Annotated in this window: 21 protein-coding genes; 14 read left to right on the top strand and 7 right to left on the bottom strand. The window is 72.4% G+C overall.

Annotated features, from left to right (window positions below; all coding sequences use genetic code 11):
* Positions 1–420 precede the first annotated feature (420 nt).
* The 8 genes from hemA (at position 421) to ACIPLC_RS16690 (ending at position 10,347) form a co-directional block, all read left to right on the top strand.
* A complete protein-coding gene (gene hemA / locus ACIPLC_RS16725) occupies positions 421–1,683 on the top strand; it encodes a 5-aminolevulinate synthase (protein WP_400473710.1) in 1,263 nt (420 codons plus the stop codon).
* Entirely contained in the window at positions 1,680–2,558 is an 879-nt protein-coding gene (locus ACIPLC_RS16720; protein WP_400473709.1) for a TauD/TfdA dioxygenase family protein, read from the top strand. The genes hemA and ACIPLC_RS16720 overlap by 4 nt, the downstream gene beginning before the upstream one ends.
* A complete protein-coding gene (locus tag ACIPLC_RS16715; RefSeq protein WP_400473708.1) occupies positions 2,555–3,514 on the top strand; it encodes a 3-oxoacyl-ACP synthase III family protein in 960 nt (319 codons plus the stop codon). Before ACIPLC_RS16720 ends, ACIPLC_RS16715 begins: the two co-directional genes overlap by 4 nt.
* Before the next feature lie 11 nt (positions 3,515–3,525).
* A complete protein-coding gene (locus ACIPLC_RS16710; protein ID WP_400473707.1) occupies positions 3,526–4,734 on the top strand; it encodes an acetyl-CoA carboxylase biotin carboxylase subunit family protein in 1,209 nt (402 codons plus the stop codon).
* On the top strand, positions 4,731–6,698 hold the full coding sequence (locus ACIPLC_RS16705) for a phenylacetate--CoA ligase family protein (RefSeq protein ID WP_400473706.1): 1,968 nt from the start codon (positions 4,731–4,733) through the stop codon (positions 6,696–6,698). The genes ACIPLC_RS16710 and ACIPLC_RS16705 overlap by 4 nt, the downstream gene beginning before the upstream one ends.
* Complete coding sequence (locus ACIPLC_RS16700) at positions 6,698–8,032, top strand: hypothetical protein (RefSeq protein WP_400473705.1); 1,335 nt, start codon at positions 6,698–6,700, stop codon at positions 8,030–8,032. Before ACIPLC_RS16705 ends, ACIPLC_RS16700 begins: the two co-directional genes overlap by 1 nt.
* Positions 8,033–8,097: 65 nt before the next feature.
* Positions 8,098–9,102, top strand: coding sequence for a zinc-binding dehydrogenase (locus ACIPLC_RS16695; RefSeq protein ID WP_400473704.1), 1,005 nt, complete (start codon positions 8,098–8,100; stop codon positions 9,100–9,102).
* Positions 9,103–9,105: 3 nt separating this feature from the next.
* The gene (locus ACIPLC_RS16690) at positions 9,106–10,347 is read left to right on the top strand and encodes an MFS transporter (protein ID WP_400473703.1); all 1,242 of its coding nucleotides are present in this window, start codon (positions 9,106–9,108) and stop codon (positions 10,345–10,347) included.
* Between the two features lie 165 nt (positions 10,348–10,512).
* On the opposite strand, the gene ACIPLC_RS16685 is transcribed toward ACIPLC_RS16690, so the two are convergent.
* Positions 10,513–10,827 (bottom strand): hypothetical protein, encoded by a 315-nt coding sequence (locus ACIPLC_RS16685; RefSeq protein WP_400473702.1) that lies wholly within the window; start codon positions 10,825–10,827, stop codon positions 10,513–10,515.
* Between the two features lie 525 nt (positions 10,828–11,352).
* On the opposite strand from ACIPLC_RS16685, the gene ACIPLC_RS16680 reads away from it, so the two are divergent.
* The 3 genes from ACIPLC_RS16680 to ACIPLC_RS16670 all read left to right on the top strand — a co-directional run bounded on the left by ACIPLC_RS16680 (position 11,353) and on the right by ACIPLC_RS16670 (position 16,520).
* Complete coding sequence (locus ACIPLC_RS16680; protein WP_400473701.1) at positions 11,353–13,989, top strand: tetratricopeptide repeat protein; 2,637 nt, start codon at positions 11,353–11,355, stop codon at positions 13,987–13,989.
* Positions 13,990–14,039: 50 nt separating this feature from the next.
* Entirely contained in the window at positions 14,040–14,993 is a 954-nt protein-coding gene (locus tag ACIPLC_RS16675) for a Gfo/Idh/MocA family protein (RefSeq protein WP_400473700.1), read from the top strand.
* Between the two features lie 276 nt (positions 14,994–15,269).
* The gene (locus tag ACIPLC_RS16670; protein WP_400473699.1) at positions 15,270–16,520 is read left to right on the top strand and encodes an MDR family MFS transporter; all 1,251 of its coding nucleotides are present in this window, start codon (positions 15,270–15,272) and stop codon (positions 16,518–16,520) included.
* A 56-nt stretch (positions 16,521–16,576) separates the two neighbouring features.
* Here the strand turns inward: ACIPLC_RS16670 and ACIPLC_RS16665 are convergent, their stop codons facing one another.
* Both ACIPLC_RS16665 and ACIPLC_RS16660 read right to left on the bottom strand, forming a co-directional pair.
* Positions 16,577–17,728 carry an arginase family protein gene (locus tag ACIPLC_RS16665; protein WP_400473698.1) on the bottom strand — a complete coding sequence of 384 codons (1,152 nt, stop codon included), beginning with the start codon at positions 17,726–17,728 and terminating at the stop codon, positions 16,577–16,579.
* Complete coding sequence (locus tag ACIPLC_RS16660) at positions 17,725–19,071, bottom strand: B12-binding domain-containing radical SAM protein (protein ID WP_400473697.1); 1,347 nt, start codon at positions 19,069–19,071, stop codon at positions 17,725–17,727. The genes ACIPLC_RS16665 and ACIPLC_RS16660 overlap by 4 nt, the downstream gene beginning before the upstream one ends.
* Positions 19,072–19,457: 386 nt before the next feature.
* Between ACIPLC_RS16660 and ACIPLC_RS16655 the strand changes: the two genes are divergently transcribed.
* Positions 19,458–20,918, top strand: coding sequence for a DUF2079 domain-containing protein (locus ACIPLC_RS16655; protein WP_400473696.1), 1,461 nt, complete (start codon positions 19,458–19,460; stop codon positions 20,916–20,918).
* A 185-nt stretch (positions 20,919–21,103) separates the two neighbouring features.
* On the opposite strand, the gene ACIPLC_RS16650 is transcribed toward ACIPLC_RS16655, so the two are convergent.
* Positions 21,104–21,685 carry a hypothetical protein gene (locus ACIPLC_RS16650; protein WP_400473695.1) on the bottom strand — a complete coding sequence of 194 codons (582 nt, stop codon included), beginning with the start codon at positions 21,683–21,685 and terminating at the stop codon, positions 21,104–21,106.
* A 253-nt stretch (positions 21,686–21,938) separates the two neighbouring features.
* Between ACIPLC_RS16650 and ACIPLC_RS16645 the strand changes: the two genes are divergently transcribed.
* Complete coding sequence (locus ACIPLC_RS16645) at positions 21,939–22,130, top strand: cold-shock protein (protein ID WP_400473694.1); 192 nt, start codon at positions 21,939–21,941, stop codon at positions 22,128–22,130.
* Positions 22,131–22,146: 16 nt separating this feature from the next.
* On the opposite strand, the gene ACIPLC_RS16640 is transcribed toward ACIPLC_RS16645, so the two are convergent.
* Positions 22,147–23,199 carry a bile acid:sodium symporter family protein gene (locus ACIPLC_RS16640; RefSeq protein WP_400473693.1) on the bottom strand — a complete coding sequence of 351 codons (1,053 nt, stop codon included), beginning with the start codon at positions 23,197–23,199 and terminating at the stop codon, positions 22,147–22,149.
* A 125-nt stretch (positions 23,200–23,324) separates the two neighbouring features.
* On the opposite strand from ACIPLC_RS16640, the gene ACIPLC_RS16635 reads away from it, so the two are divergent.
* Positions 23,325–24,200: a LysR substrate-binding domain-containing protein gene (locus ACIPLC_RS16635; RefSeq protein WP_400473692.1), complete on the top strand. Its 876-nt coding sequence runs from the start codon at positions 23,325–23,327 to the stop codon at positions 24,198–24,200.
* A gap of 104 nt (positions 24,201–24,304) precedes the next feature.
* Here ACIPLC_RS16635 and ACIPLC_RS16630 read toward each other — a convergent pair whose 3' ends face one another.
* Entirely contained in the window at positions 24,305–25,492 is a 1,188-nt protein-coding gene (locus ACIPLC_RS16630) for a cytochrome P450 (RefSeq protein WP_400473691.1), read from the bottom strand.
* Positions 25,493–25,513: 21 nt separating this feature from the next.
* Positions 25,514–26,281 carry a class I SAM-dependent DNA methyltransferase gene (locus ACIPLC_RS16625; protein ID WP_400473690.1) on the bottom strand — a complete coding sequence of 256 codons (768 nt, stop codon included), beginning with the start codon at positions 26,279–26,281 and terminating at the stop codon, positions 25,514–25,516.
* Positions 26,282–26,305 lie beyond the last annotated feature (24 nt).

Raw genomic sequence — 26,305 nt, 5'->3', positions numbered from 1 at the left:
GTGGTGGATCTACGGAGCGGGATCCACCGCACTTTCCCCGGATTTGACGTGCGGCAACGCCCGGGCAACCGGCCGGGGAATTGCGCGCCACCTCCGAACGGGATCATGGCAATTCCGGCATATCGGTCGGAATGTTGAGGGCGAACGAGTCAATAGGTCTGTTTTCGTAACCCGTGTGCCATAACCTGCCGCAAAGTCAAAAGTGTGAGCTTGCAAGGCTTTTGAGCCATCCGGTGCACCCGTCGACCCATTTTACCTGGCGTTACAATTCGAGCTTTTCCCGGCCTCGTTCCTTCCCGCCGGACCGCGTCCGGGAGCGGTGCGGGAACGGATCGGGAAGCATCCTCGGCACTCTTTTCACCGGCGGTGCCGCGGCTGCACGCCGCCTCGGACGCATCGCACTTGCCAGCGGAGAATCGAATGACTGCCGAGATCCTGGAAACACCGACAGACACGTCGATCCTGGACCCACTGCGGCTCCGGCTCGACGAACTCAGGGCCAACCGCCTCTACCGTGACTTCCTCCCGGTCGCCCACCAGGCGGCCCAGCCCGGCCACACCCGGCACGACGACCGCCTGGTGCAGGTCTGGTGCAGCAACGACTACCTGGGCCTGAGCCAGCACCCGGAGGCCATCGCCGCGCAGCAGGCCTCGGTAGCGCAGCACGGTACCGGCACGGGCGGGTCGCGCAACATCGCCGGCACCAGCGTGGCGCACGTCGAGCTGGAGCGCCGGGTGGCCGAGTGGCACGGCAAGGAGCGTGCCCTGGTCTTCTCCAGCGGCTACGTGGCCAACTTCGAGTCGCTCAGCACCCTGATCGCCGCCACGCCCGGCATGGTGGTGTTCTCGGACGCGCTCAACCACCGGTCGCTGATCGAGGGCATCCTCCGCTCCGGCGCGCCCAAGCAGGTGTTCGCGCACAACGACGTGGACGACCTGCGCGCCCGGCTGGAGGCGACCCCCGCCCACCTGCCGAAGCTCATCGTGTTCGAGTCCGTGTACTCCATGGACGGCGACACCTCGCCGCTGTCGGAGATCCTCGACCTCGCCGAGGAGTTCCAGGCGCTGACCTGGCTCGACGAGACCCACTCGATCGGGGTGCGCGGTGCCACCGGCGCCGGCCTCAGCGAGGAGCTCGGCGACCACCGCGCCACCTTCGTGCAGGGGGTCTTCGGCAAGTCCCTCGGCACGGTGGGCGGTTACGTGGCCGGCCCGGACGTCGCCCTGGACTACGTGCGGTCGCAGGCGCCCGGGTTCATCTTCACCACGGCGCTGCCCCAGGCCTCCATGGACGCCACCCTCTGCACGCTGGACATCGTCCAGAAGGGGATCGAGCTCCGTGCCGAACTGAACGCCAAGGTCGCCCTGCTGAAGGCCGAACTGCGCGTCCGCGGAATCGAGTTCCTCGACGCCGACAGCCACCTCGTGCCGGTGATGGTGCGCGGGGCCGAGCGGGTCCGCCAGGTGGCCACGATGCTGCTGGAGCAGCACGACATCTACGTCCAACCGATCAACTACCCCTCTGTCGCCAAGGGCAGCGAGCGCTACCGGGTGACGGTCGCCCCGTTCCGGACGCCGGAGCAGATCGCCCGTTTCGCCGAATCGCTGCACGACTGCCTGAAGGCCTTCGACCCCTCGACCCCGACCCCGACCCCGACCTCGACCCCGGAGGAAGCGCGATGACCACCAAGAAGCAGAGCAACCCGTTCGTCGGCGCGGAGTTCACCGACGTCACCTACGACGACCTGCGGGACCCGGCCCTGTGGGCGGACCTGATCGACTCGCTGCACGCGCACGACGTGGTCGTGGTCCGCTCCATCGACCTGACGCCCGAGCAGCAGATCGAGCTCGCCCGGCGGCTGGGCCGCCCGGTGCCGTTCGTGATCAGCAAGTACCGGCACCCGGAGTTCGAGGAGATCATGATCTCCTCCAACGAGCAGAAGGACGGCAAGCCGGTCGGCGTCGCCCGGGTCGGCAACTTCTGGCACCAGGACTCCACCTTCGTCGCCGACCCCGCGCCGTTCACCATGCTGCACGGCGTCAACGTGCCCTCCACCAGCGGGCACACCAAGTTCGCCAGTGCGGTGGACGTGTACGACCGCCTCCCCGAGGAGTGGAAGGCCCGGCTGGCCGACCGGACCGGCAACCACACCGTGAGCAAGCGGCTGCGCATCCGTCCGGAGCACGTGGGCCTGTCCGCGGCCGAGTTCCGGGCCCAGGCCGAGTACGAGCACCCGCCGGTCCAGCACCCCGTGGTCACCAAGGACGAGCGGACCGGCCGTACCTACGTCTACGGCAGCCGGGAGTACATGGACGGCATCGAGGGCTTCGACCCCAACGAGAACGAGGCCTTCTTCTCGCTGCTGGACGACCTGATCACGGACGAGAGCCACGTCTACACCCACCAGTGGACGCCGCACGACCTGGTCATCTGGAAGACCCGCACGACCTACCACATCGCGACCGAGGTCGAGCCGGGCGTCGGGCGCACCGTGCACCGGGTCAGCATCGAGGCGGCGGGCAGCGAAGCGAAGCCGGTCGAAGAGCGGGTGCAGTGAGCGCCATCGCGGACTTCGCCGTCCGGTACCCCGAGGGGCGGGTCGACGTGCAGGGACTGCACGCCGCCTCCGGGGTGCCGGTGGCCGACATCCGGGCCGTCACCCACGCCGAGGGGTTCCCCGGGCTGGGCGAGGAGGAGGCCTCCTGGGAGCTGGCGCGGGACGCGGCCCGCGCGGTCCTGGAGCGCACCGGAGTCGCACCGGAGCGGATCGGCGCCGTCATCTACGCCGGCTCGGGCGAGTGGGACCACCCGTTCTGGTCCCCGGCGGCCAAGGTCGCGCACGCGCTGGGCATCGAGCGGGCGCACTGCTTCGAGGTCGGCAACTTCTGCAACGCGGGTGCCACCGCCCTGCGGATCGCGGGCGAACGGCTCGACGCGCAGGGCTCGGGCTACGCCCTGGTCCTGGTCGCCGACCGGCTGAGCCGCCTGGTCGACCGCTCCGACGCCGACAGCCTGGACCTGTTCAACTTCGGCGACGCGGCGGCCGCCGTCCTGCTCACCGCGGGGGCCGGGTCCTTCACCCTCGCGCACTCCGCCATGCGCACCGACGGCAGCTGGGCCGACTACTACCGCGGGGAGCGCCGCCCCGACGGCGTGGTGATCCGGCAGGAGCCCCACCGGCGCGGCCTGGCGGACGCCTACGTCGAGAACTTCCGGACCCTGGTCGACGAGACCCTGCGGGCGCTCGGGGCCAAGCTCGACGATGTCGCCCACCTGCTGATCAACCACGGCGACCGGTGGATGCACCAGCGGCTGCTGGCCACCCTCGGCCTGCCCGAGGAGAAGTCGGTGTTCGCCTACGACCGGCAGGGCCACATGGGCGGCGCGGACACCCTCATCGCGCTGCGCGAGCTGGTCGACGAGGGCCGGGTGCGCGACGGTGACCTGATCCTGCTGGCCACCAGCGCGATGGGTTTCAGTTGGGGGATCACGGCCCTGGAGTGCCGACTGTGAAGATCCTGGTGATGCATCAGGTCCCGTACCGCAAGATCGACTACCACCTGGGGATCGACCACGAGGCCCACGACGTCACGTACTTCGGGACGGCCGACTCGATCGCGGAGATCCCGGAGCCGCTGCGCTGCGGGCGGGTGGTCCTCGACGGTCCGGACGGGCTCGCCGAGCAGATCATCGCCCGCACCCGCCGCGAGGACGGGTGGGAACAGGTGCTGGCCCTCTCGGAGTTCGGGATCCTCGAAGCCGCGGCGATCCGCGAGCACCTCGGCATCCCCGGCCCCGACCGCGCCAGCCTGGAACTGATCCGCGACAAGGTCGCGATGAAGCAGGCGCTCGTCGACGCCGACGTGCGGCACCCCCGGTTCGTGGCGGCTCCGCCGGCCTCGGGCCGGCTGCCGTGGACCGGCCGCACGGTCGTCAAGCCGCGGCTGGGCGCCTCCAGCGACGGGGTCACCGTCCACGCCACGGCCGAGGAGGCCGTCGCCCACCACCGCGGTCTGCCCGACCGGGAGGCCTACCAGCTGGAGGAGTACGTCGAGGGCGAACTCCTGCACGCGGACGGGCTGGTGACCGCCGGCCGGGTGACCGACCTGGTGGTCAGCCGGTACGTCGGCAAGCCCGTCGACTTCGCCGCCGGCGCCCCCATCGCCACCGGGCAGCTGCCGCCCGACCCGCGCCACGCGGTCTTCACCGCGCAGGTGGTCGAGGCGCTCCGGATCGAGGCCGGGTGCATCCACCTGGAGTTCTTCGAGACGGCCGCCGGGGAGCTGGTGTTCCTGGAGGTGGCGAACCGGCTCGGCGGCGGCGGCATCGTCACCGCCCACCTGCGGCACACCGGGGTCCACCTGGCCCGGCACGAGATCGCGATCCGGCTCGGCCTGCCGCGCCCGGACCGCCTGGCGCCGAGCGGGCGGTACCACGGCTTCGCCATCTTCCCCGGGCACCGGCTGGACCCCTCCCTGCCCTGGCGGACCGAGGTGCCCGAGCACCTGCGCGACCACCCGGCGCTGGACCGGCTGCACCTGCTCGAAGACCCCGGCATCGAGTCCGAGGGCGGCTCCGCCCGGATCACGTACCAGGAGTGGCAGGTCCCCGCCTTCATCGAGGCCTCGCACCCCGACCCCGTCGAACTCGCCCGCTTCCTCGCGGACTGCACCCGTTCCATCCGGGTGAGCCAGCCCGAGCCCGCCCACACTCCAGGAGATCCCAGGCCGTGACCGCCACCACCACCCCGATCCGTTCGGCGGCCGAGGCGCAGACCGCGAGCGCCGGGCCGTACCACCCGACCGATCTGCTGCTGGCCGTCGAACACGTCGAGCAGGCGCTGACGCGCGAGCCCGGTTCGCCGGCGGCCCGGGCGCTCGTCGACGCCGGCGTCGGCTTCCTGTTCCGGACGGAGGAACTGGCCGAAGGGCTCGACGAGCTCTTCGGCGGCGTGAGCCAGTACCCGTGGCGCCCGCTGACGGACAGCGACGACGTGATCGCCTTCTCGCCGGTCGGCACGGTCGTCCTCGACGACTCCGCGCCGGACTCCGCGCCGGACTCCCGGTCGGAAGCCACGCCGGACTCCGCCGAGCCGGACTCCGCCGAGCCGGCGGTCCGCGGCCTGCTGCTGGCCTGGGCGTCCGGCGACGACGTCATCGTCCGGACCACGCGGCCGCAATGGTGGCGGACGGTCGAGGACCTGCTGCGGGCCCCGGGCTTCCCGCTGCCCGCCCTGCGGACCGCCGAGCCGGGCGAGCCCTTCCCGGACGCCGTCGTGGTCGACGTCCCGCCGCTCCCGACGGTCGGCGACGGGACGCCGGACGCCGCCGTCGACGCCCGGCGCTTCCGGCTCGACTGCACCTCCGGCTGGGCCCAGGGGCTGTCCCGGCGCGAGTACCTCCCGGGCACCACGCTGGCCAGGGCCCGGGCCGCGGCCGCCGACGGGCTGGACGGCCGGGTGGCGGCGCGCCTGCGCTACCTCGTCGAGCGGGCCCGGCGCACCCCGTACTACCGGGGGCTCGACCTGCCGCGGGTGACGGCCCGCGCCGACCTCCAGCGGCTGCCGATCCTCCACAAGTCGGACCTGGAGCGGCACTCCCTGCCGACCGCGCGCGACCTGTCCAGCGGCGACCGGCCCAGCGGCGAGGTCCTCCGCAGCGGCGCCACCGCCGGAACCCCCCGGTACATCGTCTACTCGCGCGCCGACTGGACCAACATGATCCGCGAGGCGATCCCCGTGCTGTACGCGCTGGGCCTGCGGCCGGGCGACCGGGTCATCAACACCCTGTTCGGCGGCGAGCTCTACGGCGGGCTGGTGACCAGCCAGAACGAGCTCTCCCGGATGCCGGTGGAGACCTACACCGTCGGCGGCAGCGCGAGCGCGGACCACATCCTGATGCTGGTGCGCAGCTTCGACGCCAACGCCGTGCTGGGCATGCCCGCGCTGCTGCTGCCGGTGCTGCGGGCCGCCAAGGCCGCCTTCCCGGAGCTGCGGATCGAGAAGGTGCTGTACGGCGGCAGCCCGATGATGGAGACCGACAAGCAGTGGCTCCGCGACGAGCTGGGCGCCAAGGTCGTGGCCAGCATCCTCGCCGCCAACGACGGCGCCCAACTCGGCTACCAGTGCTCCGAGATGAGCGGGACGCTGCACCACGTCTGCGACGACTACAACCTGCTGGAGGTGGTCGACGAACAGGGCCGTCCACTGCCCGACGGCGAGGTCGGCGAACTGCTGGTGACCAGCCTGCAGAAGCTCGAAGGGCCGCTCATCCGCTACCGGATCGGCGACATCGGCCGGATCTTCCGGCACAGCTGCGGCTGCGGCCTCACCGGCCGGGTGCTGGAGTACCTGGGGCGGTCCGACGGGCAGATCAAGGCCCACGCCCAGACCATGCTCTACGCGGACGTCGCGGCCGAGCTGGCCCTGTTCGAGGTCTCCCAGGTGCAGGTCGAGGTGGCCTCCCGCGACCGGCACGAGTCCATCGTGATCCGGACCGAATCCGCCCGTCCGCTGGATCCGGCGGTGGTGAAGGCGCACCTGGAGTCGAAGTTCGAACTCCTCGGCTCACGACAGGAGTTCGAGAGCGACGAACTGCTGTTCCACTTCGCCGTGGAATGCCTCGGCGAGGGCGAGCTGCCGCGCCACCCGGTCAGCGGCAAGGTCCGCGGCGTGATCGACCGACGGGTGGAGTCGTGATGCCCGAGGAACCGGTGAGCGCGCTGCTCAACGCCGAACTCGCCAGGCCGGACAGCCCGTTGCGGTCGATCGACCCCCGGCGCCACCCCGTGCTCGCCGAACTGCGGCGGGCCCGGTACCTGAGCCGGCCGCTGGTCTACCCCGAGTCGGAGCTGCGCGCCTTCGAGGCCGATCTGCTCGGCGCGGTCGAGCTGCTGACGACCCTGCCGGCGCGGCTGTTCGACGGCGACGTCGAACGGACCTGCCGGGCGCTGGGCCTGGACCCGCGCAAGGCCGAGCTGGTCGGGGACTTCGAGAAGCAGAGCCCGCCGCGCTTCGGCCGGATCGACGCCTACCACGACGGCGAGGCGCTGCGGGTCCTGGAGTTCAACGTCGGCGGATCCGTGGGCGGCCAGGAGTGGGTGCAACCGCTGGCGGAGATGTTCTGGGCCGACGACGCGTTCCGCGCGTTCGGGACGGCGCACGGCCTGCACCACCTGCCCCAGACGAGGCTGCTGGCCGACGCGCTGCGGGAGGCGGCCACCCCGGTCTGCCCGGGCCGCGACCCGGTCATCGCCATGGTCGAGGGAACGGGCGGCCTCGACCTCTACGCCGAGGGCTCGTGGTACCTGTTGCGGCGCCTGCTGGAGGCCGAAGGGCTCGACTGCCGGATCGGGGAGGTGCACGAGCTGGAGGTGACCGCCTCCGGGGTGCGCTTCCAGGGCCACCGGGTGGACCTGGTGTACCGGCTGTTCGACCTGGACCAGGTCGTCGACGACCCGGACGCCTGGCGCACCACCGTCCGGCTGCGGGACGCGCACCGGTCCGGGCAGGTGGCGCTGTGGGCCCCGCTGGAGTGCGATCTGACCGACAACAAGCGGTTCCTGGCGTACCTGTCGGACCCCCGGCTGCGCGGCCACATGTCGGCGGACGAACGGGCCCTGGTGGACCGGGTGCTGCCGTGGACCCGCGCCCTGGTGCCCGGCGCGGCGGGGCTCGACGAGGTGGTCGCGGACTGCCGTGAGCGCCGCGAGCACCTGATCCTCAAGCCCGACGGCGGTTTCGGCGGCCAGGGCATCACCTGCGGCTGGCTGGTCTCCGACGGGCAGTGGGCCGACGCGCTGCGGCGCGGCGCCGCCGAGGGGGCGGTGGCCCAGCAGCGGGTCGTCCCCCGCGAGGAACCGGTGGTGAACGCCGAGACCGGCCTGACGGAGTCCTGGGACGCGTGCCTGGGCCTGTACTGGGTACCGGGCGGTCTGGGCGGCGGCGGTGGACGGCTCGTGCACTCCGGCGAACCGGCCGACTCCACCGACCGGCGACTGGCCCCGATCTTCCTGTACCCGGACACGCCCTAGGGCGTGCCCTAGCCGCCCCGACCCCGCTTCCGACGCCCGCCAGCCCACAACCCAGGACGGAGACGATGTCTTCCACATTCCGCGCCGTGCACCAGGTGGCACGCCCCGATGGCGTTCCCGGCGCCGAACACTTCGCCGTGGTGGAGCATCCGCTCCCCGCGGTCGAACCCGGCACCGCCCTGGCGGAGAACATCTACCTGTCCGTCGACCCGTACATGCGGGAGCTCATGGACGAGGAGTGGCCGCTGCACGAACCGCTGGGGTTCGGCCGGGCCATCGGCCGCATCGTCCGCTCCGAGGACCCCGACCTGCGGGTGGGCGACCTGGTGGAGCACGGCGGAGGCTGGAGCACGCACTCCCTGATCCAGCACGGCTACGGACGCGTGATCCGGCCCGCGGCCGGCGTGGCGACGGCGACGTACCTGTCCGTCCTCGGCGCGACCGGCCTGACGGCCTACGTGGGCGTCCGTGAGATCCTCCGGGTCCAGTCCGGGGAGGCGCTCTACGTCTCGGCGGCCGCCGGCGCGGTCGGCGGCGTGGCCGGCCAGATCGCGAAGCTGGCCGGCGCCGGGCACGTGGTCGGCAGCGCCGGCTCGGCGGCGAAGGTGCGGCACGTCGTCGAGCGGCTCGGCTTCGACGCCGCCTTCGACTACCACGACGGGCCCGTGACCGACCTGCTGGCGAAGGCGGCCCCGAACGGCGTCGACGCCGTGCTGGAGGGCGTCGGCGGCGACCACCTGGAGGCCGCGATCGGCGCCACCCGGGAGTTCGGCCGGATCGCCTGGGTCGGCTCGATCTCCCAGTACAACCACCCCGACCGGCCGCCCGCGGCGCCCCGCAACCTCTACGCCGTGTCGGACCGCAGCATCCACCTGCGCGGCTACCAGGTACGGCACTTCATGCACCTGCGGCAGGAGGCCCAGATCTGGCTGACGCCCCATCTGCAGGCCGGCCGGATCGTCGCCGACGAGCAGATCGTCGAGGGCTTCGAGCACGTCGTCGAGGCCTTCCTCGGGGTGCTGCGGGGCGACAACACCGGCAAGATGCTCGTCCGCGTCGGGGAGGAGTGACCGGTGTTCAAGGCCTTCGCGTCCTATCGAGGACTCCTGGCGCTCCCCGGAGCGCGCACCGTGTTCGTCGTCGGACTGCTCGCCCGCCTCCCGTTCACGGCGGCCTCGATGGCCCTCGCCCTGCACGTCGTCATCGACCTGGACCGCGGCTACGGTGCGGCGGGGCTCGCGGACCTGATGCTGACGGTCGGCGGGGCCGTGGGCGCGCCCCTGCTGGGCCGCTCCCTGGACCGCTTCGGCGTGCGCCCGGTGGTGCTGGTCACCGGCGCGGTCGACGCCGTGTTCTGGATCGGCGCGCCCTACCTCGACTATCCGTGGCTGCTCGCCGCGTCCGCGGTGGCCGGGTTCATGGGGCTCCCGGTGTTCACGGCCATCCGCCGGGCGATCGCCACGAACATCCCCGCCGAGCAGCAGCGGCAGGCGTTCGCCCTTGACGCGATCCTCGTCGAGGTGGTGTTCATGGTCGGACCGGCCGTCGCGGTCGGTGCCATCACCGCCGTGAACGACGCGACCGCGACGATGACCGGGATCGGCGTGCTCTACCTGGGAGCCGGGCTGCTGCTCACCCGGCTCGCCCCGGCTCCGGGGGCCGACGGGGCGGCGACCGGCCCGAAGGACCCGGCGGACCCGCGGGCGGACGGGCGCAGCGTCTGGCTCCGCCCGGGCTTCCTGCTGGTGCTGGGCGTCAGCCTGTCGGCGAACCTCGTCCTGGCCGGCAGCGAAATCTCGATCACCGCCGTCCTGCGCGGGATCGGTGACACCGAGTGGGCCGGGATCTGCGTCGCGATCTGGTGCGCGGCCTCCTTGGTCGGCGGCTTCTGGCACGGCGCCACCAGCCGGCCCTGGCGGCTGCCGAGGCTGATGCTGCTGATGGGGCTCACGATCGCCCCCGTCGGGATCATCGGCCACGCGGGCTGGATCTGGCTCGCCGTGGCCCTGCTCCCGTCGGGGTTCATGTGCGCGCCGACCCTCGCCTCGGCCTCCGAGGAGATCACCCGGGCGGTGCCGCAGTCGGTCGTCGGCCAGGCCGCGGGCCTCCAGGGCTCGGCGATGACCATCGGCGCGGCGATCGGCGCGCCGCTCGCCGGGGCCGTCATCGACCACTCCGCACCGGCCTGGGGCTTCGCGGTCACCGGCCTGGTCGGGGCGTCCCTGGCGGCCCTGACGATCGCCTACCAGCACTTCGCCCGGCCGAAGCCGGCCGAGAAGTCCACCGATGAGGCCGACGCTCCGGCGACGGTCTGATCGTTCCCCCCCCGGGACGAGGCCGTACCTGCCCCCGCAGGTGCGGCCTCGTCGCGTCCCCCTCACGGCCCCGGACGTGTCCCTGCTACGCCGACGTCGTCCGCTACGTCCACGACGCCGCCGCGGCCGCCGACCTGGCGGACTAACGGGTCCGGCCGATCCGTCTCACTCGCGCCCGCCGATCGCGTCGACCGGCGCCGGCCGCAGGGCGGACCGGGTGGCCATCGCGATCGAACCCCAGGAGAGCGCGATGGTGACCGCCATGATCGCGATGAGGCCAACGGGGTAAATGCCCGGAACGGGCGACCTCGTCAGCCCGAGGCTGATGCCGATCAGCGGCGGGATCGTCGCCAGCAGACCGAACAGCAGTGCCGAGAAGACCACGATCCTGGCCTCGCCGTTCATCATCGAGCGGACCCGGTCCCGCTTGGCGCCGACGAGTTGGGGAGGCAGTCGCCACCGCCAGTCGTGATCGGTCACCAGGGGCCCGGCAGTGGTTTGTCGGAAGCCACCCCCGGTGTCGGTCTCACTCCGTACAGTGGGTGAAGCACTCTGCATACGTCATGGGGGAGCGGGCGCGTATGACGCAGACCGAGCGGCCTTACCCGGTCTCGGAGCTTCCGGCCGCCGTGCGGGTGGAGGTTCGGTCAGAACGGCGTGACGGCGCCAAGGGCGCGGAGAGGGTGACGCCCCCGGGCGGGCGGTTGGTGTCCTCCTCCGCGAACCGGTCCGGGTACCTCCTCGGACGCCGTCAGCCGCCCCGCTCGTTCGACGGAAGTCCGGCGCTGGTACGCCCCCCGTGCGTGCGCGGGCCCTGGATCCCGGGGGAGGTCTCCCCGATGCCCGACGGGAAGGTGCGGCTCGTCGTTGCCGATTCTCTCGGCGGCAGGGTGCGCAACGAGCGGGTGCGAAGAGGTGATAATTGCTGACGAACTTTCAGGAGGGCACCCTCCCACAGGAGATGCCGTTGATTCGACCGTGGTTCGACGTACGCGAGGAGGCCGCATGGCACGGGTGAACCTGCGAGCTGCATTCATGAGCGGCCTTTCGTCCACCGTTACGGCGCAGCAGGTCTTCACCAACCGGGTCGACGAAGTGGCCGCGTTCGCCCGGTCGGTCGACGAGCTTCACCGGCTGCTGGACGAGGCCGAGGTCTCGCCGGTCGCGGACCGCGGGCAGGGGCGCCGCAATGTGCTGACCTTCTACGGCGTGGGCGGCATAGGGAAGACGACGCTCTCCCACGAGTTGGAGCGCCGCCTCCTCGCCGAAGCACGGGAGAAGGAACGCGACGACGTCGTGACCCTGCGGATCGACGTCTCGGAGGAGGGCGCCGGCGACATCGAGAGCCTGTTGCTGCGTCTGAGGGCCGCCCTGGGGCAGTTGGGGAGCCGCTGGCCGGCCTTCGACCTGGCACTGGCCTCCTACTGGTCCCGCGCCCACCCCGGTGAGGCCCTACAGGACTTCCTGGACGCCTCACCAGCGCTTCGGCGTGCCTCGCGGAGCATCGCGCTGGGCGACCAGATCGCGGAGGCCGTGAAGCAGGTCGACCCGGGTGGTCTGGGAGGTCTGACCGGGTTGGCCCACCGGGCCGCGCTGGTCACGTACCGCGCCGTCCGGGACCGGGTGCGGGAGGGGCGTTTGCTGGCCGACTGCGACCTGTTCGCCGAACTGGTCGAGGCGGACGCCGACTACGAGACGCTCTCGTACTTCCCCTACCTGCTGGCCTGGGACTTGGAACGGCAGCCCCGGGGAGGTCGGCCGGGCCGACGACCCCGAGTGTGCGTCTTCCTCGACACCTTCGAGGTGATCAACGGTCAGGCCGATCGGGCAGTGGAACGCCTCGTCCAGCGCTGCGTCTATCTGATGCCGAACGTGCTGTTCGTCATCACCGGCCGGAACCGGATCGACTGGGCCGACTCGGGCGCGGGCGGCGAGCTGGACTTCACCGGCCCGGAGTGCTGGCCCCATCTGCACTTCAGTAACGACACGGCCGAACCGCGGCAGCACCTCGTGGGGTACCTGTCGGACTCCGACGCGGACAGCTATCTCCGTGAGGCACTCGTCCGGGGCGGTGAGCCCGCGATGTCGGCGGAGATCCGGGAACGCGTCATCTCCGGCGGCCAGGGGCTCCCCCTCTACCTGGACCTGTCGGTCTCGCACTGTGCCGCCCTGCTGGCACGCGGCGGGCAGCCTTCCGTGGCGGACTTCGGCGGCTCGTTCACGGCCGTCGCGACCCGGTCGATCAGGGACCTGCCCCGGGAGGAGCGCGACCTGGTCCGAACAGCCGCGCTCACCGACCGGGTGGGTGCGGAGCTACTGCGTGCCGGTCAACCCGGAGTCTCCGACGGGAGCGTGGCACGGTTCCTTCGCCGACCGTTCCTGACACACGATGACGCCTATGCGTTCCCGTACGCGCTGCACGTGGCACTGCGCCAGGCCATCGGCGAGGCGGACCGGACGCTTCCGGACGGCTGGTCGGATCGTGACCGCAGCGAGGTCGCCGCCCGGCTGCTGAGTTGGCTGGGCGAACGTCTGGGCCCCTCCGGCGGGCGCGTGGCGACGGCCCAGGCCCTCGAAACCGGGCTCAAGCTCTCCGCCGCGTACGGTGTCTTCGACGACTGGATGGCACTGGCCACGCAGAGACTCGTCGAGGCCGGGCAGTGGTCGGAGCTCGGAGCCGGTCTTACCGGCGGCCCGGTGGGCCTCCCCGAGTACCGGGCGATCCGGGCCGCCATCCGAGGCGTCCAGCTCCGTCGGACCGGCCGCGTCGAGGAGGCGGTCGAGTTGCTAGGCGGCGCAGCCGAAGGTGTACGGCACGGTGGCCGCACGGCACAACTGGTGCGCATCCACCTCGCCCACGCCCTGCGCAACCACGGTGACTACACGCAGGCCGCGGAGATCTACCGGGGCTTGGTGGGAGGCGAGTTCGACGCGGCCGCCCGCTACTGGCTCTGCGATTTCGACTACCTCAACGGGCGGTTCGCGGCCGCTCTCGCCTCCCTGCGGGAACAACCGGTCCGCGGCCCGGAGGACGAAGGCGAACGGCTCCGGCTGACCGGGCACATCTGGCGGGTCAACGCCCGCTTCGAGGAGGCGACTGCCGTCTACCACGAGGCGATCGACCTGGCGAGGCGCGAGGGACTGGCTGCCGCAGAGACGAAGGCACTCGCCAATCTGGCGCAGACCGCCTGCTGGTCCGGGGACACGGCAGCCGTCGCCGACGCGGCGGGCCGGGCCCGGGAACTGCTCGACCTGGTGCCCAACCCCGTCGAACTGGTCAAGCTCCGGTCCGCCGAGGCGGTGGCCCATGCCATGGCCGACGACGCCGGCGCTGCCCGAGCCGCGGTGGGGGACACCCGGCACCTCGCGGACGGGATCGCCTACCGGGGCGGCCACAACCTGGCCGACGTGGCCGAGATCCTCCTCGGTGTGCTCGTCGGTGACCACGAGGGCGCTCGTCGCACGCGGTCCGCGCTCGATGCCCGCACCCGTACGTCAGGAGGCAACACTTACTGGGTTCCCATCGCGACCTCCTGGATCGACGGATCCCCCGCCGCCGCGGAGCACCTGCCTGCCGTCGGCTGGGTCGACGGCCCCACCGCGTCGTTGGGCCGCTGGGCAGCGGTGGTGACACGTCGATGACGCTCCCGGCCCCCGCACCTGGGCCGAGTGTCCGGAGAAAGCAGAGCTCGATGACTGACCTCGTACGCGTCGGCCTTGTCGGTGTCGGCACCATCGCGCAGACCCACCTCGCGGTCCTGGCCGAACGGGCCGATGTGCTCGTCGAGTTCACGGCCGATCCGCACCGGCCGGAGCCGCTCTCGTTCCGTGGAGCCACCCCGTGCCACTACGCCGGCCTGGGCGACGCGCTCGCGGAGCACCGACCCGACCTGCTCGTGCTCGCGACTCCCACGCACACGCACGTGGAGCTGGCGGTCCAGGCTCTCCAGCTCTCCACGGCCAAGGTGCTGGTCGAGAAACCCCTCGTCCACGACCTCGCCTCGCTCGGGCGGCTCCGTGCACTGGACGAAGCGGCCGACGTCCGGGGTCGTTTGTTCACCGCGCACCACTTCGCCTTCTCGCCGGAGGTCGGCTGGGCGGCAGGGCTGCTCGCCGAGCACCCCGAGTGGGGGCCCGTCACGGCCGTCACCTCCGCGTTCTACGACCCCTACGTCCTCAAGGGCGCCGACGCCTATGCGTCCTACGGCTCCAGCTGGATGGATTCCGGGGTGAACCAGCTCAGCATGCTCACCCGCCTGGTCGACCTCACGGCGCTCACCTCCGCCCGGCAGCTGGACGGCGGTGCCAGCGCGTGGTGCACCGCCGAGTACCGGTCCCGCGGCGAGTCGGGGACAGCACGTCTGCGCAGCAGTTGGCTCACCGGCTCCAGCAGCAAGGAGAGCACTCTGGTCTTCGGCCGGGCGGGCGTGGACGTGTGGATCGACCACACCTCCATGACCGGCTTCGCAGCCCGGGACGGTGACCTTCTCGCCGCCTTCGGGACCGACGGCCGGACGCCCCGGAAGGTCGCCCACTACCGGCCGCTGTACGAAAGCCTGCTCTCCGACCGCCCCGATCTGGTCCTCGGGTTCGACGCGGCTGCGAGGATCACCGAGATCCATCACGCGGCGCCCGGCGCGGAGTAGTCCCCGGGTCGAGCGGAACGTCCGTGTCAGGAGGCGGCCCTCGGCGGAGCGCGTCGTACGGGGCGGTGTGACGGTAGGGATTCGAGCAACTCGCCGAGACGTGCGGGGGGTGGTTCGGGCAGGGCAGGATGGGGCCGGTTCGGTCGGCCTGGGTGGTCTGGCCGGGCTGAGAATCCTCAGTCATGCGTGCACCCCCCGTGTCGGTACTCACCGTTGGGGCCGTTCCGTCGGGTGTCGCCACCGTCTGACGGGCGGTTGCCGCCCGGGAGCTGCCCCATGACCGCTTCTGCCCCTGCTGGTCCGATCGTCCGGTTTCACCGTTCCGTCGCCGAGTCGCTCGGGGGGCTCCCGGGTGCTTTCTGGTGGCTCTGGGCCGCGACCCTGGTCAACCGGCTCGGCGGTGTGGTCACGTTCCTGGCGCTCTACCTCACCGCGGACCGTGGCTACTCGGCCTCCTACGCGGGGGTGGTCGCCTCGCTCATCGGTCTCGGTTCGGCGATCGCCGCGCTGGTGGGCGGTGTGCTGGCGGACCGGATCGGTCGGCGGCCGACCTTGCTGGCCGCCCAGTTGCTCACCGCGCTCACCACGGCGGCCCTGGGGTTCGCCGACGGGCAGCTGGCGATCGCCTCGACGGCCTTCCTGGTCGGTCTGAGCAGTTACGCCTCCCGTCCGGCGACGTCCGCGATCATCGCGGACCTGGTGCCGGCCGCCGACCGGGCCCGGGCCTTCGCGCTGAACTACTGGGCGATCAACATCGGGTTCGGGGTCTCGGCCGCGCTGGCCGGGCTGGTCGCCGCCCACGACTACCGGGTGCTCTTCCTCGTGGACGCCCTGTCCACGCTGCTCTGCGCCGTGGTGGTCTTCGTCAGGGTCCCGGAGACCCGGCCCGCCGAGCCGCAGCAGGACGCCGCCGGGCCGGGCGTCGGGCCGGGTGCCGGGCTGGGCTCCGTCTTCCGGGACCGGCGCTTCATGGCGCTGGTCGGGCTGACCTTCGCCTTCGGGCTGATGCTCCAGCAGGGCAACACGACGCTCGCCGTGGACATGGGCAAGGCCGGGCTGACCAGCACGCAGTACGGGGTGGTGATCGGGATCAACGGTCTGCTGATCGTCCTGTTGCAGATCCCGGTGACCCGCCTGACGAAGGGCCAGCACCGCGGGATGCTGCTGCTGGTCAGCGCGCTGCTCACCGGGGCGGGCTTCGGCCTCACCGCGTTCGCGGGCTCCTCCGCCCTCTACTACGCCGCCACCGTGGGGGTCTGGACGCTGGGCGAGATGATTCAGGCACCCACGAGCATGAGTCTGGTGAGCGAGCTGTCGGCGACCAGTACCCGCGGGCGCTACCAGGGGGTCAACTCGCTCGCCTGGTCGGCGGCCTCCTTCCTCGGACCGGTCGCCGGCGGGCTGCTGCTGGACCACGCGGGCCGGGGCGCCCTCTGGGGCTGTTGCGCGGTCCTCGGCACGGTGGCCGCGGTGGGGTACCTGGCGTTGGGACGGCGGGTGGACACCGGGCGCTACTCGATGTCGTGACCAGGGGGAGGGCAAGAGGGGGAGGGCAAGAGGGGGAGGGGCAGGAGGGGGAGGGATCACGGCTCCTGGTGCCGGTCCGCCCAGGGGGCCAGGTCGGGCGCGGTGCTCTCGCTGCGGAAGAGGAACTCGAACAGCAGCCGGGCGGCGAGCTGCGCGGTGCTGCCGGAGGGGTCGTAGCGGGGGGCCACCTCCGCGATGTCCACGGCCTCGACGGGCAGGGCGCGCAACTCCTCGTAGACGTCCAGGAGGTGTCCGGTGTCGATGCCGCCCATGGTCACGTGGCCGGTTCCGGTCGCCACGGCGCTGTCGAGGACGTCGATGTCGAGCGACACGTACACGGTGTCGCAGCGCTCGCCGAGCTGTTCGACGAGCGGGCGCAGGGCCGCGGCCGCGCCCTGGCGCAGGATCTGCGAGCCGGGCACCACGTGGAAGCCCCGGTCGAGCAGGCTGCGGAACTGGTCGTACTTGGTCACGTCGCCGACGCCCACGAAGGCGATGTCCTCGGGGTGCATCCCCGGGAGCTCGCTGATCCGGCGGGAGTTCGACCCGTGGTAGAGCGGCCCGTGCAGGGTGCTCCAGTTCCCGAAGTCGAAGTGGTGGTCGATGTTGATGAATCCCACCCGCCGCGCGCCCCGGTCCAGCCGGCCGGCGCGGAAGCCCGCGAAGGTGGGGAAGGTGGTCGAGTGGTCTCCGTTGAGGAAGACCAGGCGTGGGGCGGACCCGCTCAGCCTCCGGCTCGCGGCGGCGACCGCCTGGAAGGTGCGGATGGTGTCGGTCGGGTAGATGTGCAGGTCCCCCGCGTCGGCCACGCGCGGGGCGCGGTAGCGGAACGTCCGGCCGCTGCGGGTGTCCAGCATCCTCCACTGGCCCAGGCTGGTGAGGTAGCTGGAGAACACCAGGCTCGCCTGCCGGATCGCGCGCGGTCCTTCGGCCGCGCCCGGGCGGGAGCTGGCGGTCGCGTCGTACGGGACGCCGGCTGCCACCCAGCCGTCCTCCCCGACGTCGACCTGCGCCCGGTCGGCGGCGGGGGCGCCGAACAGGGTGGCGAGGCCGGCCCACCCGGGCAGCGGGTCGGTCTCGAACTCCTCGGGTTTGACGCTGCGGTGGAGTGCCTCGAAGTCGGGTAGCCGGTCGGGGAGTTGGTTGAGGGGGCGGTGGGGGAACGGGTCGAGGGGCGGGCCGGGGGGCTGGTCGGGAAGCTGGTTCATACGGTCTCCCTTGCGGAGTGGTCGGGGTGGGCCGGTACGGGGGTTCGTACGATGCGGTGGGCGGCGGCGATCTTCTCCTGGAAGAGCTCCCAGCTGCGCTCCGGCGTCAGGTGGCTGGGCCGGTAGACCACCGGGGCGTCCTCCCGCCACTGCGCGAAGTCCCAGTTGAAGATGCGCTCGCGCAGGCGCCGGAAGTCGGGGGTGAGCGGGTAGGGGACGAAGTTGTAGAGGTTGAAGAGCCACAGGGCCCGGCTGTTCGCCTCCAGCCAGTGGACGGTCTGCGCGTGGGACTCCTCGGTCTCCTCGTCCAGTCCGCCCATCATGTTGAGGACCACCTTCAGGCCGGCGTCGCTCAGCGCGTGGATCCGCTCGGTGTAGTCGTCGAGTCCGCGCGACAGCTTGCCGAGCCGTTTGAGCATCTGGGAGTCGGCCGACTCGAAACCGAGCTCGACCGCCACGACGCCGAGTTCGAGCATCGCCTCGATGACCCACTCCTTCACCTGGAGGACGTGGGTCTGCACGATGAACTTGTAGCCGGGGCGGCTGCGGAACACCTCCAGCAGGTTGCGGACCGCCTCCCGCGACTGCCCGAAGGTCTTGTCACCGACGTAGATGAGCCGGGTGTCCGGGAACCGGGCGGCGAGCTGGTCCACTTCGGTGCGGAGGGCGGTGCTCCCCACCAGGGTGAGCTGCTTGCTCCAGGCGTCGCCGCAGAAGGCGCACTTGTACAGGCAGCCGTGGCTGGCGTTGAGCCGCAGCATCGGCACCTTGCCGCTGTAGCCGTCCAGATGGCGGTAGTCCGGCGCCCAGGTGATGGGTTCGGCCACCAGCCCGAGTGCGGCCGGCTTCTCCGTACGGCCGCCCCGCCCCGCGGCCAACTCGACCAGGACGGCCGCGAAACCGGCGTCGAGCTGCCCGCGGTGCACGGCGTGCACGGAGCCCTCGGGCGCCAGCGGGGTCATGTTCCCGCCCAGGACGACGCGCCGCCCGGCGCGTTCCAACTCGGCCGCGAGGTCCAGGGCCAGTCGGAAGTTCTGGGCCAGCGGCGAGAACAGGACGAGGTCGCCGGGTGTCGTCGCCGCCAGGATCGGAGCGCCGCAGGCCGCGATGTCGGCCGGGGTGCGGGAGAGGTCGCGGAAGCAGGACTCGATCGCCGTGCTGTCCAGCAGGGCGGTCAGGTGTGCCACCCAGAGCGGTATCTCCCAGAGCCCGTCGGACGGGATGAAGTACTCCGGGAGGAAGGCACGGAAGCGGCGGTCGTAGTCCTGGTAGTAGGCGGACATCCGGTCATCGGGGTCGCGGGTGGACGGGAAGGGGAGTTGGACGATGCAGCACCTGGTCACGATTCCTCCGCACGTGGGGACGCGCTCGGACCGACCGGCTCAATCAAGGGTGGGCGCCGATCAGTCGCACCGGGGGAACTACTGCCCGGGCGGCCGCTGCCGCCATCGGCGTGAATGGCGCGCACTGGTGCGCATTCCGACCCCGTGGAGCGCGAGGGGCGTCCGGGACACGCCAGAGCGTGCGCCGGGTAGGCAGGGGCGGGTTCGGTCGGAGCCGGGTCGGCTGGGGCGGGTTCGGTCGGGGCCGGGTCGGCACGACGGGCACGGCGCAGGAGCATCACCGTTCCTGAAGGTGTTCTCAGGTTCCTTCAGCGGATCTTCAGCGGGTTGGACGGAGGCTTCGGGGGTCGCTCCACGTCCGCCCCGTCGCAAGGTGAGTCCTCCCGTTGCCCCTGAGTCTGATCCGCGCGACCCGCGCCACGGTCGGGACCCGGCCCGTGCCCGAACGGCGGCGGTCCGCCGCCCCGGGCGCGAGGACGGCCCTCCTGCCCTGGGCGCTCGCCGCCGTGCTGTTCGCCGCCTACACCGCGCTGTCCGTCTCCCGCCACCTGCATCTGCGGACGAACGCCTTCGACCTGGGCATCTTCGAGCAGGCCGTGCGCGGCTACGCCGAGGGCCGCGCGCCGGTCTCCGAGCTGAAGGGGCCGGGCTTCCACCTGCTCGGGGACCACTTCCACCCGATCCTGGCCACCCTCGCACCGCTCTACCGGCTCTTACCCTCCCCGCTCACGCTGCTCGTCGCCCAGGCCGTGCTGTTCGCGGTGTCCGCCGTCCCCGTGACCAGGGCCGCGGTGCGGGCGGCCGGCCGGTGGGCGGGCGCGGGCATCGGGGTGGCGTACGGTCTGTCGGTCGGCCTGCAACAGGCCGTCGCCTTCGACTTCCACGAAATCGCCTTCGCCGTGCCGCTGTTGGCGTTCTCGCTGGAACGGCTGATGCTCCGGCAGTGGCGGTCGGCGGTCGGCTTCGCCCTGCCGCTGCTGCTGGTCAAGGAGGACCTGGCGGCGACGGTCGCCGTCGTCGGCTGTTACCTGTTCTGGCACGGCCGTCGCCGGCTGGGCACGGGCGTCGTCGCGCTCGCCGTCGCCACCGTGGCGCTGGTGGTGCTGGTCGTCATCCCGGCCCTCAACCCCGACGGCGTCTACACCTACCTCTCCAACGTGGACGGTCCGTCCGGCGATCCCGTGGGCAGGCTGTTCCTGCCCGCCCAGAAGTGGGGGACCGTCGCCGTGCTGCTGGCCCCCACCGCGTTCCTGGCGCTGCGCTCCCCGCTGATCCTGCTCGCGCTCCCCACCCTGGGCTGGCGGTTCTGGTCCACCAACCCCGTCTACTGGGGGACGGGCTTCCACTACGGCGCCGTCCTGATGCCGATCGTCTTCATCGCCTTCGCCGACGCCCTGACCCGGCTCCGGTTCCGGCTCCGCGCGCGGCACGGCCTGCGACGGTGGACGGTCCGCGGCTCCGTGGCCGTCGGACTCGCCGTGACGGCGGCCGCCCTGCCCGCCCAACCCCTCGCGGAACTGGCCCGGCCCGCCACCTGGCAGCGTGACGCGACCGTCGACGCCGTGAGCGCGTTGCTGCGCCGGATCCCGGACGGCGCCGAAGTGGCCGCCCCCAACGGTCTCGCGGCCCAACTCACCGGCCGCACCCGGGTCTACCTCTTCCCCCGCTACCCGGGCGGCCCCGGCGCGAGGCCCGACTGGGTGGTGGCAGCCGACCGCCCGGGGGACGGACTCCTCCCCGCCCGCGACGAGGCCGAAGCCCTCCGCTCCCTCCCCGTCGCCGGCTACCGCCCCGTCGCGAGCGCCGCCGGCCTCACGGTCTACCGGCTCACCGACCCTGCGGGCTGACCCGGGGCGGTGGTTGGACGACGGGAGGCATGGCGACAACTCGACGCCAACGTACGGTGGTTGCGCCGACGCGCGCAGGGCCCGCCACTTGCGGGGTGGCCCTGCGCGCGTCGGAGGGACGACAGGTCAGCGGGACGGAGGGACGGAGGGACGGAGGGACGGAGGGACGACAGGTCGGCCTGGTGTCAGCTGAAGGCGGCGTCGGCGGTCAGCGTCGACTGGGCGATGGGCTGGCCGACTCCGAGCAGGACGTCGACGCAGTTGTCCAGGATCGGCTGGTCGCTGTCGATGTTGAGGACGGTGGTCAGGTTCTCCCCCGCCAGGCGGGTGGAGGAGCCGGTGACGGTGCCGGTGAGGGTCCCGGCCCCGTCGACCTCGACGACGGCGATGTCGGTGATGGTGCTGCTCGCCTGCGTGCCGTCCTTCAGGTTCCAGGTGAAGGTCGCGGTGGAACCCGGCGCCATGGCCGGCGGCGTCAGCGGGTTGCAGCTGAGCGTGCCGAACTTGAGCGTCGCGGTGACGGTGCCGCCCGTGACGGCCGTCGGGCCGCCCTGGGAGTCGAGGCAGCCGCTCACCGTCCCGCCGATCGCCACGGTGGTGGCCTCCGGGCCGGCCGAGAGCGGCGGGCTGAAGTTGACGGCGGCGTTCACGGTGCAGCTCAGGATTTCCGCGGCGGCCGTCGGGGCGGCGTCGGCGACCGGTGTCACGGCGGTGCACAGGGCGGCGAGAACGGCGGACACGGTCACGGCGCTTCGGCGTACGGACACGTGGATTCCCTTTCTTTCGTCGGACCGGGGGTGAGACCCTCGCACTCGGAGCGGGGCGGGCCGAAGGGTGACGGTGGCACGGCGCGAGGAATTCCGGCCGTCGCCATCCCGGGGATCCCGCCGATACGCTTCGAATGCTCCAGTACTGCGGTCCGGCCCTCCGGCGTGGGCGGACACCGGGCGGGCGGACACCGGGAAGGTGGCGGCTGGCCGGTCGACGGAGGGGTGCCGGGCCCTGGTCAACCTCGGCACCGTGAAGTGGTTCAACGCCGAGAAGGGGTACGGCTTCATCGTGCCGGACGTCCCCGGCCCGGACCTCTTCGTCCACTACTCGTCCATCGTCGGGCTCGGCTACCGCACCCTGGAGGAGGGCCAGCGGGTCGAGTACCAGGTCGAGCAGGGCGGCCCTGAGGGCCCGCAGGCCGTCGACGTCGTCGGCCTCTGAGGGCGCGCGGCGTCCGTCAGGCCACGTGGTCGAGGGCCGGCGCGGCCGACGGCTGTGCCGTGGCCCCGGCGTTCTCGGCCTGCGCGCCCCAGCGGCGGGCCAGGACGGCGCAGACCATCAGTTGCAGCTGGTGGAAGAGCATCAGCGGCAGCACCATCAGCCCGGCCGCCGCGCCCGGGAACAGGACGGTGGCCATCGGGACGCCGCTGGCCAGGCTCTTCTTGGAGCCGCAGAAGACGATCGCGATCAGGTCGCCCCGGTCGAACCCGAGCCGGCGGCCGACCAGCAGCGTGGCGGTCAGGACCAGCGCCAGCAGCGCCGACTCCGCCCCCAGCAGCGCCGCCAGCCGGGGCAGCGAGAGCGCACCCCACACCCCGCCCACCACGGCGGCGCTGAAGGCGCTGTAGACGACCAGCAGGATCGAGCCGCGGTCGACCAGCCCGAGGACGGCGTGGTGGCGGGCCATCCAGGCGGCGATCCGGCGGCGCAGCACCTGGCCGGCGGCGAAGGGGAGGAGGAGTTGCTCGGCGATCTCCAGCACGGTGCCCGGCGAGATGCCGCCCTTGGTGTGCAGGAGCACGGCGGCGAGCAGCGGGGTCAGGACGATGCCGAAGAGGCTGGAGAAGGTCGCACTGCAGACCGCCGCGGCCGTGTTGCCGCGGGCGATGGAGGTGAAGGCGATCGAGGACTGCACGGTGGAGGGCAGCAGGGTCAGGAACAGCAGGCCCTGGTAGAGCTGCGGCGACAGCACCGCCGGTACCAGCAGGTGGGCGGCCACCCCGAGCAGCGGGAAGAGGCCGAAGGTCACCGCGAGCACGGTGCCGTGCAGCCGCCACTGTTTGAGCCCCTCCCAGGCCTCGCGGGCGGAGAGCCGGGCGCCGTAGAGGAAGAACAGGACGGCGACCGCGCCGGTGGCGGCGTCCGAGAAGGCCGGTGCGGCGGCGCCGCGGGCGGGGAGCAGGGCGGCCAGTGCGACGGTGCCCAGCAGGGAGGCGATGAACGGGTCGATCCGGAGGCGGACGGGGCGCCGGGGTATGAGCGGGTGGAGTGGGCGGTCGGGGCGGGGCATGGTTCTCCGCGGTGGGCGGGGCGGGTGGGACGACCTCAGCCTGCCGTCCGCCGGGGTGATTGTGAATCCCGCTGGCTGAACTCACTGTCATCATGGTTCGTGATATCAGCGGATAGGGTGGCCGGATGTTCGATCCGGTGCAGTTGAGGTCCTTTCTCGCGGTGGCCCAGACCGGCGGCTTCACCCGGGCCGCCCAGCGGCTGGGGCTGCGGCAGTCGACGGTCAGCCAGCACGTGCGGCGGCTGGAGACGGCCGCCGACCGGCGGCTCTTCCTGCGCGACACCCACTCCGTGCAGCTCACCAGCGAGGGTGAGGCCATGCTCGGCTTCGCCCGGACGATCCTGGAGGCGCACGAGCAGGCGCTCGGCTACTTCGCGCAGACGCAGGTGCGCGGGCGGGTGCGGTTCGGCGCCTCGGAGGACTTCGCCCACACCGAGCTGCCGCAGATCCTGCGGAGCTTCCGGCGGAGCAACCCCCAGGTCGACCTCGAACTCACCGTCGGCCTCAGCGCCGTGCTCTACGAGCAACTGACCGACGGACGGCTCGACCTGGTGCTCGGCAAGCGCCCGCCCGGCGGCTCGCAGGGGCAGCTGGTGTGGCAGGACAAGCTGGTCTGGATCGGGGCGGAGGACTTCCGGACGGACCCGGCGGAGCCGCTGCCGCTGATCGTCTACCCGCCGCCCAGCTTCACCCGGGTCCGCGCCCTGGAGGTCTGCGAACGCGACGGGCGGCCGTGGCGGATCGCCTGCACCAGCACCAGCCTCTCCGGGGTCCGGGCCGCCGCGCTGGCCGGCCTCGGGGTGGTGCCGCACGCCCGGAGCCTGATCCCGTCGGGCCTGCGGATGCTGCCCGACCAGCCGGGCCTGCCCAACCTCGGCACCACCGAGTTCGCCCTCACCACGGGACGCACCACGGCGCGCGGGCCGGCCCGGGTGTTGGCGCAGGCGGTCCTCGCGGACGCGTTCCGCCTGCAACGCGCACCGGAGCGCGCGCAGCCGTGACCGGGGGCGGTGGCCGGGTGCCCGGTCACGGCCGTGACCTCCCTCGGGCCGTGCCCCCGCGACCGTGACCTCCGGGGGGGGCGAGCCGGCTCGGGGTGCGGGTGTCACCACCCCACGGGCAGGGTGCGCGGGGCCCGGGTGACCTGGCCGCGCTTCCAGTCGGGAGCGTCGGCCGCATGGAGGGTCGGGAAGCGGGCGACGAGGCCGGACAGGGCCTCCTGGAGCTGGACCCGGGCGAGTTGCGCGCCGACGCAGAAGTGGGCGCCGTGTCCGAAGGCCAGGTGTGACGGGGTGTCCCGGGTGAGGTCGAGCAGGTCGGGCCGGTGGTGGACGCGTTCGTCGTGGTTGGCCGAGGAGGTGAGCGCGATCACCGCCTCGCCCTCCTTGACCGTCACCCCGCCCAGCACCACGTCCTCGGTGCTCACCCGCAGGTTGGCGCCCACGGTGGCCTGCGCGTACCGCAGCAGCTCCTCGACCGCGCCGGGGATCAACGCGGGCTCGCGGCACAGCAGTTCGTAGCGCGCGGGCTGTTCCAGCAGCAGGTGGACCAGGCCGGCGAGACGGTCCGCGGTGGTGCCGTAGCCGCCGGTGAGCAGGACGATGCAGAACGAGATCAGTTCGCCCTCGCTCAGCCGGTCGCCGTCGTCGCGGGCCGCGATGAGGGCACTCAGCAGGTCGTCGCCGGGGTGGGCCCGTTTGGCGGCGACGAGTCCGGTGAGGTAGCCGGTCATCTCGTCCACGGCCGTCATCACCTCGGCGTCCGTCAGGGCGGTGACGCTGCGCATCGCGTCGTCCCAGGCGTCGAGCCGGTCGCCGTCCACGCGGGGTGTCCCCAGCAGGTCGCAGATGACGGTCAGGGGCAGCGGCCGGGTGAAGTGCGCGACGAGGTCGGCGGGGCACGGGCGCGGCGCCAGGGCCGTCAGCAGGTCGTCGGTCAGGACGGCGATGCCGCGTCGCATCGCCTCCGCCCGGCGGGCGTTGAGCGCGGGCGCGACCAGCCGGCGCAGCCGGGAGTGGTCGGGCGGGTCGGCGGCCAGGATCGAGTCGGGCAGCGTGGTCGTGCGGTTGATCCGGGGGCCCGTTCCCCGGGTCGCGCGGGCGCGGCTGAAGGAGGGGTCGGCCAGGACGCGGCGGACGTCGGCGTGCCTGGTCACCAGCCACGCGGTGTCGCCGCTGGGCAGCCGGACCCGGACGACGGGTTCCTCGCGGCGCAGCCGGGCGAATTCGGGGAGCGGTTCGAGCCCGTCCCGGTGCGGGAAGGGGAAGGGCTCGATGTGTTCGGTCCGGCTCACGCTGCTCTCCATCGGTGGTGGTCAGGGGCGTTCGTAGACGGAGACGTGGTAGGCGCTGTCGCGGGTGAAGGGGGCGCCGGCCCATGTGCCCCAGCGTTCCTTGAGCCGCAGGCCGGCCTGGTCCGCCATCAGGTCGAGTTCGCCGTGGCCCGCGTAGCGGAAGGCGACGTGCAGGTGCCGGGTGCGGCCGTCCTCGTGGATCACGTAGTGCGAGCGGTAGCGCTGGGTGGACGGGTCGAGCCGGCGGTAGCACAGCGCCAGGTGGTCGTCGCCCTCCGCGACGACCTCGGGGCCGGTGGCCGCCGCGAGGGCTTCGGGGACGTGGGCGTCGAGGACGAGCAGGCCGCCGGGGGCGAGGTGCGCGGCCGCGTTGGCGAAGCAGCGTGCCTGGGCGGCCTGGTCGGGCAGTTCGAAGAAGGTGCCGCCGCCGAGGTAGACCAGGGTGAAGCTGCCGGTGACCGGGACCTCGGCGAAGTCCCCGATGGTCACCGGGATGTCGGCGCCCCCGGGTTTGGCCTGCAGGCGGCGGACCATCGCCTCGGAGCCGTCGATGCCGTGCACGTCGATCCCGCGCGCCTTCAGCGGCAGGGCCAACCGGCCCGTCCCGATGCCGAGTTCGAGGACGGGGCCGGCCCCGGCGAGGGCGGCGAGGGCGTTGACGGTCGCCGGGCTCACGCCGGGCTTCGCGAACCAGCGGTCGTAGGTGTCGGCGAACTCGGTGGCGTAGTCGGGCCGAGGGGGCGAGGGGTCGGGGTTCAGGAGGTCGGGGTTCAGGAGGCCGGGGTTCACGGGGGAGGGGTCCGAAGGGGCGGG

Origin of the sequence: Kitasatospora sp. NPDC086801 (assembly GCF_044745805.1) — a bacterium.
GTDB lineage: Bacteria > Actinomycetota > Actinomycetes > Streptomycetales > Streptomycetaceae > Kitasatospora.
This window is presented reverse-complemented; position numbering and strand designations above follow the sequence as displayed.